This window comes from Micromonospora sp. WMMD712, from assembly GCF_029581295.1.
Classification (GTDB): Bacteria; Actinomycetota; Actinomycetes; order Mycobacteriales; family Micromonosporaceae; genus Micromonospora; species Micromonospora carbonacea.
Genome location: NZ_CP120743.1, coordinates 2,370,185 through 2,387,577, shown reverse-complemented (window position 1 = coordinate 2,387,577; position 17,393 = coordinate 2,370,185). Strand labels below are relative to the sequence as shown.

Sequence of the window (17,393 nt, the reverse complement as noted above, 5' to 3'; positions counted from 1 at the left end):
CGGAGCGGGGCGGCGGGCACGCCCGACCCGGCGGATCGTCACTTGACGCCCCCGGCCACCGTCTCGGCCAGCGCGGCCCGCAGGGCGAACCCCTGCGAGCCCCGGCCGGCCTGCGGCCACAGCGCGGGCAGCCGGGCGCCGTGGTCGACCCCGACGACCCGCCACCCGCTCTGGAGCAGGGCGAGCGCGGCGGCGCCGTGCGCGTGGTCGGCCTCGGCCCGGGCCCGGGGCGGGAGGTGGAGCCAGGTGGAGCTGTCCAGCAGGAAGCCGACGCAGGTCGCGCCGTTGCCGCGCAGGCCGGCGAGCAGCTCCGCCTCGGCGGTGCTCACCGCGCCGAACAGGCCGATGATCAGGCCGCCGTCGCCGCGCTGGCGGACCTGCCGCACCAGCGTGGTGATGTCGCCGCGCGGGTCGAGGCGGACCTCCGCGAGCTGGTCGAGCAGCAGCCCGTCGCCGGCGGCCTCGGTGGCGTCGACGTCCGCGCCGTCGCCGGTGACCAGGCGCAGCTTGTAGCCGGCCTGGCGCAGGTGCACGGCGATGCTGGCCGCGGCGGAGACCGCCCACTCGAAGCTCGCGGTGGGGCCGTCGCCCCGGTGGCCGTAGCCCCGGGTGTCGAGCACCACCGTCGCCCGGCTCTCCCAGGGCTGCTCCTCGCGGCGCACCATCAGCTCGCCCGTGCGGGCCGTCGACTTCCAGTGCACCCGGCGCAGGTCGTCGCCCATCCGGTACTCCCGGGTCGCCGCGTCGTCCTCGCCGTGCACCGCGACCGAGCGGGCGCGGCTGGAGCCGCTGCCCGCGTACTCGCCGGGGAGCCGCACCGAGGGCAGCGGGGTGACCTGCGGGATCACCGTGAGCCGGTCGACGCTGGGGAACGAGCGGGTCAGCTCGCACAGCCCGAACGGGTCGGTGAGCCGGACCACCAGCGGGCCCACCTCGTACCGGCCGCGCACGTCCGCGCGGACCGTGTACGCCACGGAGCTGGCCTGGTGCGCGCCGAGCCGCTCCAGCACCACGCGGGGCCGGCTGCCCAGGGCGTACGGCAGCCGGTCCTCCAGCAGCAGCGTGCCGGTGGGCAGGCGGGACAGGTTCTGCAACCGCAGCACCACCCGGGAGCTGGCCCCGACCGGCACCCGGTGCGGGTCCAGCGACCGGTTGCAGGCCAGCTTGTAGCGGCTGCGCCCCACGTAGGCGGCGGCGAGCAGCGGCAGGACGGCGAGCAGCACGGCCACCCGGAGCAGGTCCTTCTCGCCGAGGATGAGGGCGGAGACCGCCGCGGCGAGCGCGGCGGCCAGGAACGAGCGGCCGCGGGTGGTCAGGCCCCGGAGCCCGTCGCGCACGCTCACCGCCTCCGCGGCTCGTACGGGGCGCGGCCGTTGCCGTCGGCGGCGGGCCGGTTGTCGTACGGGGAACGCTGGCGGTCGTGCGGCAGCGGCAGCCGGTGCACCAGCTCGGCGACGATCGCGTCGGTGGTGCGCCGGGCGAGCTGGGCGTCGGCGGTCGGGATGATCCGGTGGGCGAGCACCGGCACCGCGAGCGCCTGGAGGTCGTCGGGGAGGACGTAGTCGCGCCCCTCGAGGGCGGCGACGGCCCGGGCGGTGCGCAGGAGCTGGAGGGTGGCCCGGGGCGACGCGCCCAGCCGCAGGTCGGGGGCCTCCCGGGTGGCGGTGACCAGGTCCACCGCGTACTGCTTCACGGCGTCGGCGACGTGCACCTCGCGGACGGTGGCGATGAGCCGGCGCACGGTGTCGGCGTCGGAGACCGACCGCAGCTCCTGCAACGGGTCGGCCGCGCCGTGCCCGTCCAGCATGGCCAGCTCGGCCTCCGGCCCCGGGTAGCCCATCGCGATGCGGGCGGTGAACCGGTCGCGCTGCGCCTCGGGCAGCGGGTAGGTCCCCTCCATCTCGATCGGGTTCTGGGTGGCGATCACCATGAACGGGGTCTGGAGCTGGTAGGTGACGCCGTCGACGGTGACCTGCCGCTCCTCCATGCACTCCAGCAGGGCGGACTGGGTCTTCGGCGAGGCCCGGTTGATCTCGTCGCCGACGACCAGGTTGGCGAAGACCGCGCCGGGGCGGAACTCGAAGTCGTGCGTCTCCTGGTTGTAGACGCTGACGCCGGTGACGTCGCTGGGCAGCAGGTCGGGGGTGAACTGGATGCGCCGTACCGAACAGTCGATGGACCGGGCGAGGGCCTTCGCCAGCTTGGTCTTGCCGACGCCCGGGACGTCCTCGATGAGGAGGTGGCCCTCGGCGAGCAGGACGGCCAGGGCGAGCCGGACGGTGGCCGTCTTGCCCTCGATGACCTGCTCGATGTTGGCCACGATGGCCTCACTGGCGGCGCGGAACTCGTCGTGCGGCAGCAGACCGCCCACCTCGTCCCAGGTCTGTTGTGTCACGGGCCTCCTCCTCGTCGCCACGACGGCAGCTCTGTTAAGAGCACCTGGACCCGCCGTTGGGTTCGCGACGGGAGAGCCTCGTCTGCCGCAGAAATCTCACTGGCCTCTCAGGCTAACCATGTTTGTCGTGAACGCCGAACCCCGCAGGAAGTCGGTCGGTTACGCCCGGATTATTCGCCCGACGGGGGAAACGCATCGTCACCGAGCGTGAGAGGGGTGTCCCGCAGCCGGCCTCGCGGCGGCGGGGCGCGTGCCCGGCGCGCCGGCGGGGTACACTGCCCGACATGGCCGGAGTCTTCCTGCTTCTTACCGGGCCGTGCTGATGCGCTGACGCGCGACAGCACGGCGGCCCCTCCTGCGCGAGGGGCTTTTTTGTGCCCTCCGCCGGGCCGGGCCCGGCGGGCCGGGACCGCCGGCCCGGTCGGCGGGCCGACACGCCGGAGCCGGCCCGGCGACGCCGCGACGAAGCGAACGAGGAGAGACGATGAGTGAGGCGACAGCGGCGGGCGACATCCCCCCGTACCGGTACACCGCGGCCCTGGCCGAGGAGATCGAGCAGCGCTGGCAGGACACCTGGCAGCGGGAGGGCACCTTCCACGCCCCGAACCCGACCGGGCCGCTGGCCGACCCCGGCCACCCCCGGGCCGGCGCGGAGAAGCTGTACGTGCTGGACATGTTCCCCTACCCGTCGGGGGCGGGCCTGCACGTCGGGCACCCGCTGGGCTACATCGGCACCGACTGCTTCGCCCGCTACCAGCGGATGGCCGGCCGCAACGTGCTGCACGCGATGGGCTTCGACGCGTTCGGCCTGCCCGCCGAGCAGTACGCGGTGCAGACCGGCACCCACCCCCGCACCACGACCGTGGCCAACATCGAGCGGTACAAGGCGCAGCTGCGCCGGCTGGGCCTGGCCCACGACGACCGCCGCTCGGTGGCCACCATCGACACCGACTTCTACCGCTGGACCCAGTGGATCTTCCTGCAGGTCTTCAACTCCTGGTACGACGCGGACGCCCGCAGGGCCCGGCCGGTCGCCGAGCTGATCGCCGAGTTCGCCGCGGGCGACCGCCCGACGCCGGACGGCCGGCCGTGGGCCGCGCTGACCGACGCCGAGCGGCGGGCGGTCGTCGACGGGCACCGGCTGGCGTACGTCTCGGAGGCGCCGGTGAACTGGTGCCCGGGGCTGGGCACCGTGCTGGCCAACGAGGAGGTCACCGCCGACGGCCGCTCCGACCGGGGCAACTTCCCCGTGTTCAAGCGCAACCTGAAGCAGTGGATGATGCGGATCACCGCGTACGGCGACCGGCTGCTGGAGGACCTGGACGCCCTGGACTGGCCCGAGCCGATCAAGCTGATGCAGCGCAACTGGATCGGCCGGTCCACGGGCGCGCACATCGACTTCGCCACCGAGCGGGGCCCGGTGCGGGTGTTCACCACCCGCCCGGACACCATCTTCGGGGCCACCTACATGGTGCTGGCCCCCGAGCACGAGCTGGTCGACGCGCTGCTGCCGGCCGCCTGGCCGGACGGCACGCGGGACGCCTGGACCGGCGGGCACGCCAGCCCCCGGGCGGCCGTCGAGGCGTACCGCAAGGCGGCGGCGGCCAAGACCGACGTGGAGCGGCAGGCCGACACGAAGGAGAAGACCGGCGTCTTCGTCGGCGCGTACGCCACGAACCCCGTCACCGGCGGGCAGATCCCGATCTTCATCGCCGACTACGTGCTGGCCGGCTACGGCACCGGCGCGATCATGGCGGTGCCGGCGCAGGACGAGCGGGACTGGGCGTTCGCCGAGGTCTTCGAGCTGCCGATCGTGCGTACCGTGCAGCCGGCCGACGGCTTCACCGGCAAGGCGTACACCGGGGACGGGCCGGCGATCAACAGCGCCGCGCCCGAGCGCGGCCTGGACCTGAACGGCCTGGGGGTCGCCGACGCCAAGGCGGCGATCATCGCGTGGCTGGAGGCCAACGGCCACGGCGCGGGCGCGACCACCTACCGGCTGCGCGACTGGCTGTTCTCCCGCCAGCGCTACTGGGGCGAGCCGTTCCCGATCGTCTACGACGAGTCCGGGGCGGCCATCGCGCTGCCCGAGTCGATGCTGCCGGTCGAGCTGCCCGAGGTCGACGACTTCTCGCCGAAGACGTTCGACCCCGACGACGCCGACAGCAACCCGGAGACCCCGCTGTCGCGCCGCCGCGACTGGGTCGAGGTCGAGCTGGACCTGGGCGACGGGCCGAAGCGCTACACCCGCGAGACCAACGTGATGCCGCAGTGGGCCGGCTCCTGCTGGTACGAGCTGCGCTACCTGGACCCGACCAACTCGGAGCGCTTCGTCGACGCGGAGAACGAGCGGTACTGGATGGGCCCGCGCGCCGAGGGCGACTGCGGCGGCACCGACCTGTACGTCGGCGGGTCCGAGCACGCCGTGCTGCACCTGCTGTACGCCCGCTTCTGGCACAAGGTGCTGTACGACCTGGGCCACGTGTCCAGCTTCGAGCCGTTCCGCAAGCTGTTCAACCAGGGCATGATCCAGGCGTACGCGTACACCGACGCCCGGGGCTCCTACGTGCAGGCCGAGGAGGTCGTCGAGCGCGACGGCGCCTGGTTCCTGGGTGACGACGAGGTGCGCCGCGAGTACGGCAAGATGGGCAAGTCGCTGAAGAACGTGGTGACCCCCGACGACATGTGCGCCGCGTACGGCGCGGACACCTTCCGGGTGTACGAGATGTCGATGGGCCCGCTGGAGGTGTCCCGCCCGTGGGAGACCCGGGCGGTCGTCGGGTCGTACCGGTTCCTGCAACGGGTCTGGCGGGCCGTCGTCGACGAGCAGACCGGCGCGCCGCGGGTCACCGACGACCCGGCCGACGAGGCCACCCGGCGGCTGCTGCACAAGGTCGTCGACGGGGTCCGGGGCGACATGGAGGGGATCCGGTTCAACACCGCGATCGCCAAGCTGATCGAGCTGACCAACGCGCTGACCCGGCTGCCGGCCACCCCCCGCGAGGTGGCCGAGCCGCTGGTGCTGATGCTGGCCCCGTTCGCCCCGCACGTGGCCGAGGAGCTGTGGCGGCGGCTGGGCCACGACGCCTCCCTGGCGTACGCGGACTTCCCGACCGCCGACCCGGCGCTGCTGGTCGCCGAGACGGTGACGTACCCGGTGCAGATCAACGGCAAGGTGCGCGGCCGGGTCGAGGTGGGCGCCGACGCGTCCGAGGACGACGTGCGCTCGGCGGCGCTGGAGGCGGTGGCGGGCGCGCTGGCCGGCAAGGCGCCCCGCAAGGTCATCGTGGTGAAGGGCCGGATGGTCTCGATCGTCGCCTGAGGTGCAAGGAGGGGCCCCTTGTTAACGCATTCTGCATAGCAGGGGCCCCTTCCTAACGCCCCGCTCGGCGGTGGGTCAGGGCTCGCGGTGGTGCACGACGGCCATGGCGACGAGCGCGGCGACGACCGGCCAGGCGGCGAAGACCGCCCATGCTCCCCCGACCGTCGGGGGATAGCCCTCGAAGTTGGGGAACGGCACCATCCCCACCAGCCGTTCCCAGGCGGCCCACGGCAGCGCGTTGTGCAGCGCCGCGGTCCACCGGTGTCGCATGTCGAACGCCAGCGGCAGCAGGAGCAGCACCGCCGTGGTGGTGACGATCGCCGGTGCGCTGTACCTGACGAGGGCGCCGATGCCCAGCCCGGTGAGCGCGCAGACCGGCACCAGCAGCGCGGACCCGGCGACGGCGCGCAGCGCCCCGGGGTCGGCGATGGACGCGCCGGCGGGCAGGTCGGCGAGGATGGCCTGGGAGATCCAGAAGGCGCTGCCCGCGGTGACCGTCCCGACCACGGTCATGACCGCCGCCAGCACGGTGACCTTGGCCGCCGCGACCGCCCACCGGGCCGGGACCGCCGCGAACGTGGTGCGGATCTGCCCGCTGGCGTACTCGCCGGCGATCATCACCGCGCCGACGCTGCCGGCGGCGAGCATGACGAACAGCCAGCCCTCCGCGGGGAAGGCATCGTAGATCGGGTCGAGGGCGGCGCGGTGCTCGGCGGAGTAGCTCGGCCAGTTGCGCCGGTCGGCGAGGGCCGCCCGTACGCTGAACAGCATCGCCGACACCACGATCACGGCCAGCGAGCCGTAGGTCGAGCGCAGCGACCAGAGCTTGATCCATTCGGCGGCCAGGAGATCGGTGAACCGAGCCCGCCCGCCGGCGGGACGGGCGACGGTGACACTGGACGGGGTCCGGCTGCTCAACGGTGTGCTCCTGCCTGGTATTCGACGCGGTCGGCGGTCAACGCCATGAAGGCCTCCTCCAGGGAGGCGGTGCGGGTGGCCAGTTCGTGAAGCGTCACCCCGTGCCCGGACGCCAGGTCACCGATCCGGGCGGCGGTCAGGCCGGTGACGGTGAGGGTCCCGTCGGCCGCCGCCGAGACGGTGCCGCCCGCAGCGCGGAGCGCCGGGCCGAGCGTCGCCGCGTCGGGCGTACGGACGGAGACCTGCACCTGGCCGCTGCGGGCGGCGAACTGTGCCAGGCTCTCGTCGGCGATCAGCTCGCCCCGGCCGATGACGACGAGGTGTTCCGCCGTCTGCTCCATCTCGCTCATCAGGTGGCTGGAGACCAGGACGGTGCGCCCCTCGGCGGCGAGCCGCCGGAACAGCCCGCGCACCCAGCGCACCCCCTCCGGGTCGAGGCCGTTGAACGGCTCGTCGAAGAGCAGCACCGGCGGGTCGCCGAGCAGCGCGGCGGCGATGCCGAGCCGCTGCCTCATGCCGAGGGAGAAGCCGCCGACCCGACGCCCTGCCACCTCGGCCAGTCCCACCTCGTGCAGCACCTCGTCGACGCGGGACCGGGCGATGCCGTTGCTGCGGGCGAGCGCGCGAAGGTGCGCCCGGGCGCTCCGCCCGCCGTGCACGTCGCCCGCGTCGAGCAGCGCGCCGACGTGGCGCAGCCCGCGCGGCCGGTCGGTGAACGGGGCGCCGTCCACCAGCGCGGTGCCGGCGGTGGGCCGGTGCAGGCCGAGCACCAGCCGCAGGGTGGTGGACTTGCCAGCGCCGTTCGGGCCGAGAAACCCGGTCACCTGCCCGGGGCGGACGGTGAGGGTCAGCCGGTCGACGGCCGTCGTGCGGCCGTACCGTTTGGTGAGGTCACGTATTTCGATCACGCCGTCGACGGTGCCGCACGACCGGCGGTGGATCGTCGTGCCACCGACCACAACCGCCGGCCGCGGGTCCGCCCCGGGGCGTACGCCCACGGGCCGACGACCGTGGGCCGCCCGCTGGCTACGGTGTGCTCATGCAGGCCGTCGCCCCCCGTCTCCGTCCGCGCCCCGTCGCCCGATGGCTGCGGGCCGTCCTGCCCTGGGCCGGTGTCGCCCTGTTCCCGGTCGCGGTGCTGCACGCGTCGACGGCGGGAGCGGACCCCGACGGCAGCGTCGCCGACCTCCCGTTGCGCTATCTTTCCCCCGCCCTGGTGGTCCTTCTGCCCGCCGGCCTGCTCGGCCGCCGTCCGCTGCTCGCGCTCGCCCTGACGCTCGTCGGCGCGTCCGTGCTCACCGTGTCGACGAACGCCTGGGAGGAGGGCTATCGGGCCGGCGTCTGGTACCTCACGTTCCTTGTCGTCGACCTGATGCTGGGGTTGGTCGTGGCACGCAGCCCGGGCCGGGTCGCGGTACCCGTCGTGGTCGTGGTGCTCGCGGTGCAGGTCGCGGCGGCCTTCGTCAACCCGGTCTCCGATCCGGTGGACCGGGCCGCGACCTCGGTGCTGGCGGTGGCCGTCGCGTGGCTGGCCGGCAGCGCGGCGTGGGCCCGCCGCCGGCACGCGGAGGAACTGCGCGCGCAGACCGCCGCCGAGGCGATCACCGCGGAGCGGCTGCGGATCGCCCGGGATCTGCACGACCTGGTGGCACACAGCGTCGGCGTGATCGCCATCCAGGCCGGCGTCGGTGCCCGGGTCATCGACACCCAGCCGGGGGAGGCCCGCGCGGCGCTCGCCACGATCGAGCGGACCAGCCGGGAGACCCTGACCGGACTACGCCGCACTCTCGGCGCGCTGCGTGGGCCGGAGGGGACGACGACCCCGCTGGATCCCGCGCCCGGGCTCGCCGGCCTCGACCGGCTGGTCGCCGCGGCGGCGGACGCGGGGGTACGGGTGGAGGTGTGCCGCGACGGGTTGCCCCGGCCGCTGCCGGTGGAGGTCGACCTGGCCGCGTACCGGATCGTGCAGGAGGCGCTGACGAACGTGGTGCGGCACGCCGGCGTCGGGCAGTGCCGGGTCACCGTCACGTACCCGTCGGACGGGGTCCTCGTCGAGGTGGTCGACGGGGGCCGGGGCGCCCGGCTCGGGGGTGCGGGGCACGGCATCGTCGGCATGCGGGAACGGGTGGCGCTGCTGGGCGGCGACTTCGCCGCCGGACCGCGCCCGGAGGGCGGGTTCCGGGTCGCCGCCCGGCTGCCGACGCAGGGGGACGCGTGAACATCCGCGTCCTGCTCGTCGACGACCAGCCTCTGATCCGCGCCGGCCTCCGGGTGCTCATGGCCGACGTCCCCGACATCGACGTGGTCGGCGAGGCGGGCACCGGTGCCGAGGCGGTGCGCCTGGCCCGGGAGGTCGCCCCCGACGTGGTGCTGATGGACCTGCGGATGCCGGGTACCGACGGGATCGCCGCCACCCGGGAGATCACCGCGGGCGGCGGCCCGACCCGGGTGCTCGTCCTCACCACGTTCGACGACGACGCGCACGTGCACGCGGCCCTGCGGGCGGGCGCGAGCGGGTTCCTGGTCAAGGACATGGCGCTGGAGGAGATCCTCGGCGCGGTCCGGGTCGTGGCGGCCGGGGACGGGCTGATCGCGCCCGGGGTCACCCGGCGGCTCATCGCCGAGTTCGCCCGTCGTCCCGATCCGAGCCCGCGGCCCCGCCACCTGACGGGCGTGACCGACCGGGAGCGGCAGGTGCTCACCCTCGTCGGCCTGGGACTGTCCAACGCGGAGATCGCCGAGCGGTTGGTGATCAGTCCGGCCACGGCCAAGGCCCACGTGGCCCGCCTCTTCACGAAGCTGAACGCCCGGGACCGGGTGCACCTGGTGATCGCCGCCTACGAGGCGGGCCTGGTCGCCCCCACCCCCTGACCCACCCCCTGACCCACCCCCTGACCCACCCCCTGACCCACCCCCTGACCCACCCCCTGACCCACCCCCGGATCCCGCGATCTTGCGGTTCGGGCCCTCGTTTCGTCCCTTTAGTGCGAAATGTCGGGGCCGCAACTGCAAGATCAGCGGGGGGAGGGGGCCGCGCGGCGGCGGCGTTCCGCGCGCCACCAGCGGTGCAGCAGCACCGCGCTGGCGATCAGACCGAGGCTCGCGGGAGCGGCGGCGTACCAGTTGACGTCGCCGGGGGAGCTGGCCGCCGCGCCGAGCGCCGCGTAGCCGAACGCCGTCGGGGCGGAGGCGAGGACGCTGCCGGCGAGGTACGGCAGCACCCGTGCCCCGGTGGTGCCGTAGCCGTAGCTGACCAGGCCGTACCCGGAGATCGGCAGCAGCCGGACGGTGGCCACGCCCAGCACGCTCTGCCGGGCGAACCAGCCGTCGAGGCGGGCGAGCCGCCCGCGGACCCGTGCGGCGACGAACTCCCGGCCCAGCGCCCGGCCGACGGCGAAGCCGAGCGCGGCGGCCAGCAGCGCCGCGCCGAGCGCGTACGCCGCCCCTTCGAGGGGGCCGAAGATCGCGCCGATGGCGAGCGTGACGAAGGTGCGCGGCACCAGGGCGACCAGCAGCAGCGCCCCGCCGACGATCGCGGCGAGCGGGGCGTAGCCGCCGAGGGGGTCGGCGAGCCGGGGCAGCGCCCCCGCCTCCGGGCGGGGCAGCACCGGCAGCAGCGCCGCCAGCCCGGCGAGCAGGAGCAGCAGCAGGGCGAACCGGCGCGCCGCCGGCTGCCCGAGCAGCCGCCGGGCGCCCGGGAGGATCCGCCGGACGGCCGGCAGCAGCCGCCGGGGGGCCGGTGTCATGCGCGGCGGGGCCGCGGCCCGGACGGGTGGGGACGGCCCACGCGTTCAGCTCGCCGCCGGGCGGCCCGGGTCATGCCCGGGCTGCGGCCACCGCGGCGCGGCGCTCGGCGCGGAGCCGGTCGGCCCAGGTGTCGTCCAGCGGCGGGAGCTGGTGCGCGCCGGTCGCCCAGCGCAGCAGCAGGTCGGCCAGGGCGGGGTTGCGGGCCAGGGCCGGCCCGTGCGAATAGGTGCCGAGCAGCTTGCCCCGCCACGCGCCCTCGGTCGCGCCGTCGTTGCCGACCCCGGCGGTGACCCGGGCCAGCGGGGACACGCCCGGCCCGAGGTGGGTGCGGCCGCCGTGGTTCTCGAAGCCGGTGAGCGCCGGCACCCCGAGGCGGGGGTCGATCTCGCCGGCCAGCTCCCCGACGGCCCGCGACGGGCCCCGGTCGGAGGAGAGGTCGAGCAGCTCCAGCCCGGCGCACTGGACGCCCTTGGCGAAGAACGAGGTGCCGAGGAGCTGGTAGCCGGCACAGACGCCGAACACTACCGAACCCTGGGCGACGGCCCGGTGCAGGCCGCCGTCGGCGCGCAGCCGCTGCGCGCCCAGCGCCTGCGGGCCGTCCTCGCCGCCCCCGATGAGGTAGATGTCGGCGGTGGCGGGCAGCTGCTGGTCGGAGCGGACCTCCAGCACCTCCACGGGCATGCCGCGCTGCTGGGCCCGGCGGGCCAGGATCAGCATGTTGCCCCGGTCGCCGTAGGTGGACAGCAGGTCGGGGTAGATCCAGACGATACGCAGGCTCTCAGTTGACACGGTCCAGCTCCGCTCGGATGTCCTGGAAGGCGGTGTAGTTGGCGATGACCTCCAGCCGGCCCGGCGGAACCGACCGGACCGCCTCGCCGAACGTGCGGACGTGCTGGAAGGGCACGCCGTTGACGTCGAGGCGGACCGCCAGGTCGTACGCCCGGTCGCCGGTGATCAGCACCTGGCGGCCGCGCAACGGGGCGAAGTCGACGTCGAAGAGCCAGGAGGTGTCCAGCCCGTCGGGGTCCCGGGCGTTGATGGAGAGCAGCGTCGGCGCGAAGTCGGCCATGTCGAACGCCTCCAGCCAGCTCGCCGGGTTCTTCGCCAGCAGCAGCCGGATGTTGCGCCCGTCCCGGTCGACCTGGGCGTAGCGGCCGGCGACCGAGGTGACCGCACCGAGCCGGGAGACCGCGTCGACCGGCCGGACGCCGAACTCGGCGGCGACGGCGAGGGCGGTGGCGGCGTTGCCGAGGTTGACCTTGCCGGGGAGCTGGAGCACCACCTTGTGCCAGGCGCCGGTCGGGTCGAGCACCCCGTCGTCCTCGACGGCCCACTGCGGCTCGGGCCGGCGCAGCGGGCAGGCGCTGCACCACCACTGGTCGCCGTTGCGGGCGATGGTGTGCCCGCACTCGGGGCAGACCCACGAGTCGTCGTGCCAGCGCTGGCCGGCGCTGAACCAGGTGACGTGCGGCGGCCGGATGCCCCGGGCCGGGTCGCCGGGCGGGGTGGCCGCCCACACGACCATCGGGTCGTCGGCGTTGGCGATCACCCGCACGTCGGGGTGGTTGACCAGCGCCGCGCGCCAGAGCTGCGCCATCATGGCGACCTCCTTGGCGCGGTCGAGCTGGTCGCGGGAGAGGTTGAGCAGCGCCACCACGTGCGGCTCGGTGGCCTCCAGGACCTGCGCCAGGTAGTGCTCGTCGACCTCCAGCACGGCGTACGGGGTGCTGCCGGCCTTGGCCAGCGCCGAGGTGTGGCCGGTGGGCATGTTGGCGCCGAAGGAGTTGGTGGCGACCCGGCCGAGGACGCCGACCGCCGCCGTTGTCAGCCGGGTGGTGGTCGTCTTGCCGTTGGTGCCGGAGACCAGCGCGATGGCGCGCCCCGCCGAGAGGTGGGCCAGCAGGTCGGGGTCGATCTTCAGGCCGATCCAGCCGCCGATCACCGAACCGTCGCCACGACCCGCGGCCCGGGACAGCGCCGCGGCGGTCCGCGACACGGAGCTGGCCACCTTTGCCCGCAGGGGCATCTTCGCGTCCGTCACGCGAGCGAGGTTACCGGACCGCCGCCCCCGCCAGATCGCCGCCGACGGCGAACCGTTCGGCCGGGGCGCCCGGGCGGACGGCCGGAACGCGCTCGACCGGATGGAGTCGATCTATGTCGGGTAGTGGACGCCGGGGTGGGGGCGGTGCGGCCCTCCACTTCGCTCCACCCCTTCTGACGTGCGGTTTTGTCGGCGGCGGCGACGCGCCGCGCCGGCGAATCTGGTTGCAGGTGGAGGGAAGTGGAGTAGAGTGGGGACCAATGGTGAGGCCGGGAGGGCCCACCGGCCCGGGGGGAGCGGCGCCGCGAACGCCGCTGCAAGGGCGAGGGGGTTGGGCCGATGTTCCTCGGCACCCACACCCCGCGCCTGGACGACAAGGGCCGGTTGATCCTTCCGGCGAAGTTCCGGGATGAGCTGGCGGGGGGTGTCGTGATCACCAAAGGGCAGGATCGCTGTCTCTACGTCTTCCCGATGCCCGAGTTCCAGCGCATCGCCGACCAGTTGCGCGCGCAACCCATGACGAACAAGGCGGCCCGCGCCTACAGCCGGGTCTTCTTCGCCAGCGCGCACGACGAGGTCCCGGACAAGCAGGGCCGGGTCACCGTCCCGGCGCACCTGCGGGCCTACGCCGGTCTCGACCGCGACCTCGTGGTCATCGGCGCGAGCACACGGGTGGAGGTCTGGGACAAGGCGGCCTGGGAGGCCTACCTCGCCGACAGCGAAGACGACTTCGCCGACATCGAGGAGGGGGTGTTGCCCGGCGGTCTGTAGGGCGTGACGACGCCCGACGTACTGCGAGATCTCCAGCCGCTTTCGAGTTCCTGGCACCCCTTCCCCGGTGCCAGGCGCACGATCTCCCGGAGGGCCGCGGCCTCCGGTGGGCGGGAGCGGATGGGGATCTGGCGGTACGACGGAGGCGTCGTCCGACGACAGGCGCGGAGAGAAACGGACGGTCCAACCGGTGGGGGTCGACATGGGGGAGCTTCGCGGCACGCACGTGCCCGTGCTGCTCGAGCGGTGTCTCGAGTTGTTGGCCCCCGCGCTGGACAGGGGCGACCGCACGATCCACGTCGACGCCACGCTGGGCCTGGCCGGTCACGCCGAGGCGGTGCTGCAACGGCATCCGCGCACGGTGCTGATCGGGCTGGACCGGGACACCGAGGCCCTCGCCCACGCGCGGGTCCGGCTGGCCCGGTTCGCCGACCGGGTCCACCTCGAACACGCCGTCTACGACGAGCTGCCCGAGGTGCTGGCGCGGCTGGGTTATCCGGCGATCGACGGCGTCCTGTTCGACCTGGGCGTCTCCTCGCTCCAGTTGGACGCGCCCGACCGCGGGTTCGCCTACGCGCAGGACGCGCCGCTGGACATGCGGATGGACCAGACCCGGGGGGTGACCGCCGAAGAGGTGGTCAACACCTACTCCCACCCGGACCTGGCCCGGGTGCTGCGGGTCTACGGGGAGGAGAAGTTCGCCCCGAGGATCGCCTCGGCGATCCTGCGGGAGCGGGAACGGGCCCGGATCACCTCGTCGGCGCGGCTGGCGGAACTGGTCAGGGAGAGCATTCCCGCACCAGCCCGACGAACCGGTGGACATCCGGCCAAGAGAACGTTTCAGGCTTTACGGATCGAGGTAAACAGGGAGCTGGCGGCGCTGGAGACGGCGCTGCCGGCCGCTCTCGACAAGCTCACCGTGGGCGGTCGCATGGTGGTCCTGTCCTACCACTCGCTGGAGGACAGGCTCACCAAGGCGGCCCTCACCGACCGGGTCCGCAGTAAGGGCCCGGTCGACCTCCCGGTCGAACTGCCCGGGTCGGGTCCGACGTTCCGGCTGCTCAGCCGGGGCGCGGAGCTGCCCGGGGAGGCGGAGGTCGCCGCGAACCCGCGTGCCGCGTCGGTGCGGCTGCGGGCCGCGGAGCGGATCGACCCGGATGCGGAGCAACAGGGGCGGGCCGACCGCGAACGGCCCCGCCGGCGGGTCAGGGCGATGCACCAACCGGGAACCGGATCGGCGGATCCGGGGCCGACGGGCGCAGGGACGGACGAAGAGGGGGAGGGAAGAAGAAGATGAACGCTGACAAGCGCGACGGCCGGGACACCGGCGTCGGGCAGCGTGCACCGCGGTCGGGGGGCCGGATCGCGGCGCAGCGGACCACGCGGGCCGGGATGCCGGCTCCGGGGGCCGGCCGGCTCGACCGGCAGGGGGAGACTCGCGCCCGGGGGGCGCGCGAGTTCCCGACCAACGGCAGCGCCGCGCTGCGCCCGACGGAGCGGGTCAGCCCGACCGAGCGGGCCGGTGCGGCGGCGACCCCGTCGCCGCGGCTGCGGGTCGCCCCGCCGCCGCCGGTGTCGGTGCCGCGGGCGCCGTTCGTGGCGCTGATCCTGGTGCTGGTCGTCGGTGGGGTGCTCGGCATCCTGCTGGTCAACACCAAGATCAACGAAAACTCGTTCCGGCTGGAGCGGCTCCAGCAGCAGCAGGCCAAGCTCGACGTGGACCAGCAGCAGCTGGAGAAGGAGATCGCCGACGCCAAGGCGCCCGGCAACCTCACCGCCACGGCCCGCCGGCTCGGCATGGTCGAGGCGGAGGAGCCGGCGTACATCCGGCTGCCGGACGGCCGGGTGATCGGGGTGCCGCAGCCGGCCAACGGCCAGCCGTCGGTCACCAGCCAGCAGGGTGCGGGGGGCTGACCGAGGTGCCGCCGAGAGCTGAGGAACCGCGCCGGGACCCTTCGGGCTCCCGGCGCGGTTCGTCGCGGGCCACCGGCGGGCGGGGCGAGCCGCGCACCGGCGAGCCCGGCGTGCAGGGCATCTCCGACGCGCGGGCGTACACCCCCCGGGGGCGCACCGTCCGCGAGGAGCGCCAGGCGGCGGGCCGGCCGACCGCCGGGGGCGCCGAGCAGCGGCGTACCCCGCGTGGGGCCCGGGCCGGCGGCGACCCGTTCCGGCCGGCGTTGCAGGTGCTCGACGGCGGCCGCGCCGGCGCAGGCCGCGCCGCCCGCCGGGAGCCCGTCCCGGCCGCGCGGGCCGCGGTGGTCCGGACGGTGCCCACCCGGGCGCGGCCCGACGACGACGATGACGCGCCGCGCCCGCCGCGCCGCCGACCCCCCGGGCGCGGCCCGCGCCGTCCCACCCGGCCCGCCGCCGGGCGGTCGCCGCGCAAGCCGCGCAAGCCGCCCCGGCTGGCCGACCCGCGCCGCCGGCTGCGCCTGGGCACCCTGCTCGTCCTCGTGCTGTTCGCCGCCATCGGCATCCGGCTGGTCTTCCTCCAGGCCGTCGACACCCCGGCGTACGCCGGCGGCGGGCTGGCCAACCGGCTGACCCGGGTGGACCTGCCCGCCCCCCGGGGGGCGATCTACGACCGCACCGGCGCCCCGCTGGCCAACAGCGTCGAGGCCCGGTACGTCTTCGCCGACCCGACCCAGGTCAAGGACCGCACGGAGACCGCGCGGGCGCTGTCGCCCCTGCTCGGCCGTCCGGCCTCCGAGCTGGCCGAGCGGATGAAGCCGCGCACCCTGGAGAACGGGAAGTCCTCCCAGTTCGAATACCTGGCCCGGGGCGTCGACATCCCGACCGCCAAGAAGATCGTGGCGCTCGACCTGTACGGCATCGGCGTGCACCGCGACGAGCGGCGCGAGGTGCCCGGCGGCGACCTGGCCGCCAACCTGATCGGCTTCACCAGTCAGGACATGGTCGGCCTGGAGGGCCTGGAGGCCCGCTACGACGACCTGCTGCGCGGCGAGAACGGCCGCCGGGTCTACGAGGCCGGCCAGGGCAAGCTGGACGCCCCGATCCCCGGCGGCTACAGCAGCACCACCCCCGCCAAGCCGGGCAGCTCCCTGCAACTGACCATCGAACGGGACCTCCAGTTCAAGGCGCAGCAGGTGCTCAAGACCCAGGTGGCCAAGGCGCAGGGCAGCGTCGGCGTCGCCATCGTCCTCGACGTGCCCACCGGCGAGGTGCTGGCCCAGGCCAGCCACCCCATCTACAACGCGGCGAAGCCGCAGGAGAGCGAGCCGACCGACCGGGAGGACGCCGCCACCAGCTTCGTGGTCGACCCCGGCTCCATCCACAAGGCGATCACGTTCGGCGCGGCGCTCCAGGAGGGTGTCGTCACCCCCGACACGGCGCTGCCGATCCCGGACACCATCGTCAAGGGCGATACCACGTTCCGCGACACCCATCCGGCGAACGGGCAGCGGATGAGCCTGCCGGGGATGCTCGCGTACTCGTCGAACGTCGGCACCATCGAGATCGCCGACAAGCTCGGCCCGGACCGGCTGATCGACTACCAGAAGCGCTTCGGGCTCGGCCAGCCCACCGGCGAGGGCATCCCCGGGGAGGCCAGCGGCCGGCTGCTGCCCGTCCAGTCGTGGAGCGAGTCGTCGTACGGGTCGGTGCCGATCGGGCACAGCGTCGACGCCACCCCGTTGCAGATGGCCGCCGCGTACGCCGCGATCGCCAACAACGGCACGTACGTCCAGCCGCACCTGATCAAGGAAGTGATCAGCGGCAGGGACGGCAGCCGGATGCCGGGCAAGGCGCCGGTCACCCGCTCGGTGCTCAGCCCGGCCAACGCGGCGGCGCTGCGCACCATGCTGGAGGCGGTCACCACAGTCGACGGGGCCACCGGCCTCGCCGCGGCGGTCCCCGGCTACCGGGTCGCCGGCAAGACCGGCACCGGCATCCGCTACGTCGACGGCAAGCAGCAGCCCGGCGAGGTCGGCTCGTTCATCGGGATGGCCCCGGCGGACAATCCGCGCTTCGTGGTGGCGGTCTTCGTGTGGAGCCCCGGTGGCGGGGGCGGGGCGGTCGCCGCGCCGGCGTTCCGCGACATCATGGGCTTCACGCTCAGCCGCAACCGCGTCCCCCCGTCCGGCGCGCCGGCGCCCAAGTTCGAGGTCTTTCCGCGCTGACCAGGCACGGCGGGACATCATCGGTTGGTGGGGACGAACCACCGGGGCGGCTGTACGGTC

14 protein-coding genes are annotated in these 17,393 nt (G+C 74.5%); 7 read left to right on the top strand and 7 right to left on the bottom strand.

Going from position 1 to position 17,393, the window contains the following annotated elements:
• Positions 1–38: 38 nt before the first annotated feature.
• Both O7633_RS09885 and O7633_RS09880 read right to left on the bottom strand, forming a co-directional pair.
• A complete protein-coding gene (locus O7633_RS09885) occupies positions 39–1,337 on the bottom strand; it encodes a DUF58 domain-containing protein (protein ID WP_282327471.1) in 1,299 nt (432 codons plus the stop codon).
• A gap of 2 nt (positions 1,338–1,339) precedes the next feature.
• The gene (locus tag O7633_RS09880) at positions 1,340–2,395 is read right to left on the bottom strand and encodes a MoxR family ATPase (protein ID WP_074474466.1); all 1,056 of its coding nucleotides are present in this window, start codon (positions 2,393–2,395) and stop codon (positions 1,340–1,342) included.
• 484 nt (positions 2,396–2,879) lie between these two features.
• On the opposite strand from O7633_RS09880, the gene leuS reads away from it, so the two are divergent.
• Positions 2,880–5,717 (top strand): leucine--tRNA ligase, encoded by a 2,838-nt coding sequence (leuS, locus tag O7633_RS09875; protein ID WP_282327470.1) that lies wholly within the window; start codon positions 2,880–2,882, stop codon positions 5,715–5,717.
• A 75-nt stretch (positions 5,718–5,792) separates the two neighbouring features.
• Here the strand turns inward: leuS and O7633_RS09870 are convergent, their stop codons facing one another.
• Together O7633_RS09870 and O7633_RS09865 are read right to left on the bottom strand one after the other, a co-directional pair.
• Positions 5,793–6,635: an ABC transporter permease gene (locus O7633_RS09870; protein ID WP_278128189.1), complete on the bottom strand. Its 843-nt coding sequence runs from the start codon at positions 6,633–6,635 to the stop codon at positions 5,793–5,795.
• Complete coding sequence (locus O7633_RS09865) at positions 6,632–7,543, bottom strand: ATP-binding cassette domain-containing protein (RefSeq protein WP_278128188.1); 912 nt, start codon at positions 7,541–7,543, stop codon at positions 6,632–6,634. The genes O7633_RS09870 and O7633_RS09865 overlap by 4 nt, the downstream gene beginning before the upstream one ends.
• A gap of 131 nt (positions 7,544–7,674) precedes the next feature.
• Between O7633_RS09865 and O7633_RS09860 the strand changes: the two genes are divergently transcribed.
• Both O7633_RS09860 and O7633_RS09855 read left to right on the top strand, forming a co-directional pair.
• The gene (locus O7633_RS09860; protein ID WP_282327467.1) at positions 7,675–8,853 is read left to right on the top strand and encodes a sensor histidine kinase; all 1,179 of its coding nucleotides are present in this window, start codon (positions 7,675–7,677) and stop codon (positions 8,851–8,853) included.
• Complete coding sequence (locus O7633_RS09855; RefSeq protein ID WP_278128185.1) at positions 8,850–9,506, top strand: response regulator transcription factor; 657 nt, start codon at positions 8,850–8,852, stop codon at positions 9,504–9,506. The genes O7633_RS09860 and O7633_RS09855 overlap by 4 nt, the downstream gene beginning before the upstream one ends.
• A gap of 143 nt (positions 9,507–9,649) precedes the next feature.
• Here the strand turns inward: O7633_RS09855 and O7633_RS09850 are convergent, their stop codons facing one another.
• The 3 genes from O7633_RS09850 to O7633_RS09840 form a co-directional block, all read right to left on the bottom strand.
• Entirely contained in the window at positions 9,650–10,381 is a 732-nt protein-coding gene (locus O7633_RS09850) for a VTT domain-containing protein (protein ID WP_282327465.1), read from the bottom strand.
• Positions 10,382–10,451: 70 nt separating this feature from the next.
• A complete protein-coding gene (locus O7633_RS09845) occupies positions 10,452–11,171 on the bottom strand; it encodes a glutamine amidotransferase (protein ID WP_278128182.1) in 720 nt (239 codons plus the stop codon).
• Entirely contained in the window at positions 11,161–12,408 is a 1,248-nt protein-coding gene (locus O7633_RS09840) for a MurT ligase domain-containing protein (protein ID WP_282328509.1), read from the bottom strand. Before O7633_RS09840 ends, O7633_RS09845 begins: the two co-directional genes overlap by 11 nt.
• 354 nt (positions 12,409–12,762) lie before the next feature.
• Between O7633_RS09840 and mraZ the strand changes: the two genes are divergently transcribed.
• The 4 genes from mraZ to O7633_RS09820 all read left to right on the top strand — a co-directional run bounded on the left by mraZ (position 12,763) and on the right by O7633_RS09820 (position 17,333).
• Complete coding sequence (gene mraZ, locus O7633_RS09835) at positions 12,763–13,194, top strand: division/cell wall cluster transcriptional repressor MraZ (protein ID WP_043967289.1); 432 nt, start codon at positions 12,763–12,765, stop codon at positions 13,192–13,194.
• A 202-nt stretch (positions 13,195–13,396) separates the two neighbouring features.
• Positions 13,397–14,491, top strand: a complete 1,095-nt coding sequence (gene rsmH / locus O7633_RS09830) for a 16S rRNA (cytosine(1402)-N(4))-methyltransferase RsmH (protein ID WP_282327463.1) — start codon at positions 13,397–13,399, stop codon at positions 14,489–14,491.
• A complete protein-coding gene (locus O7633_RS09825; protein ID WP_278128180.1) occupies positions 14,488–15,108 on the top strand; it encodes a hypothetical protein in 621 nt (206 codons plus the stop codon). The genes rsmH and O7633_RS09825 overlap by 4 nt, the downstream gene beginning before the upstream one ends.
• A 5-nt stretch (positions 15,109–15,113) precedes the next feature.
• Entirely contained in the window at positions 15,114–17,333 is a 2,220-nt protein-coding gene (locus O7633_RS09820; RefSeq protein WP_282327461.1) for a penicillin-binding protein 2, read from the top strand.
• Positions 17,334–17,393 lie beyond the last annotated feature (60 nt).

Coding starts and splice junctions, on each gene's coding strand:
- leuS (WP_282327470.1), top strand. CDS start 2,880: ATGAGTGAGGCGACAGCGGCGGGCGACATCCCCCCGTACCGGTACACC.
- O7633_RS09860 (WP_282327467.1), top strand. CDS start 7,675: ATGCAGGCCGTCGCCCCCCGTCTCCGTCCGCGCCCCGTCGCCCGATGG.
- O7633_RS09850 (WP_282327465.1), bottom strand. CDS start 10,381: ATGACACCGGCCCCCCGGCGGCTGCTGCCGGCCGTCCGGCGGATCCTC.
- O7633_RS09840 (WP_282328509.1), bottom strand. CDS start 12,408: ATGCCCCTGCGGGCAAAGGTGGCCAGCTCCGTGTCGCGGACCGCCGCG.
- mraZ (WP_043967289.1), top strand. CDS start 12,763: ATGTTCCTCGGCACCCACACCCCGCGCCTGGACGACAAGGGCCGGTTG.
- rsmH (WP_282327463.1), top strand. CDS start 13,397: ATGGGGGAGCTTCGCGGCACGCACGTGCCCGTGCTGCTCGAGCGGTGT.
- O7633_RS09825 (WP_278128180.1), top strand. CDS start 14,488: ATGAACGCTGACAAGCGCGACGGCCGGGACACCGGCGTCGGGCAGCGT.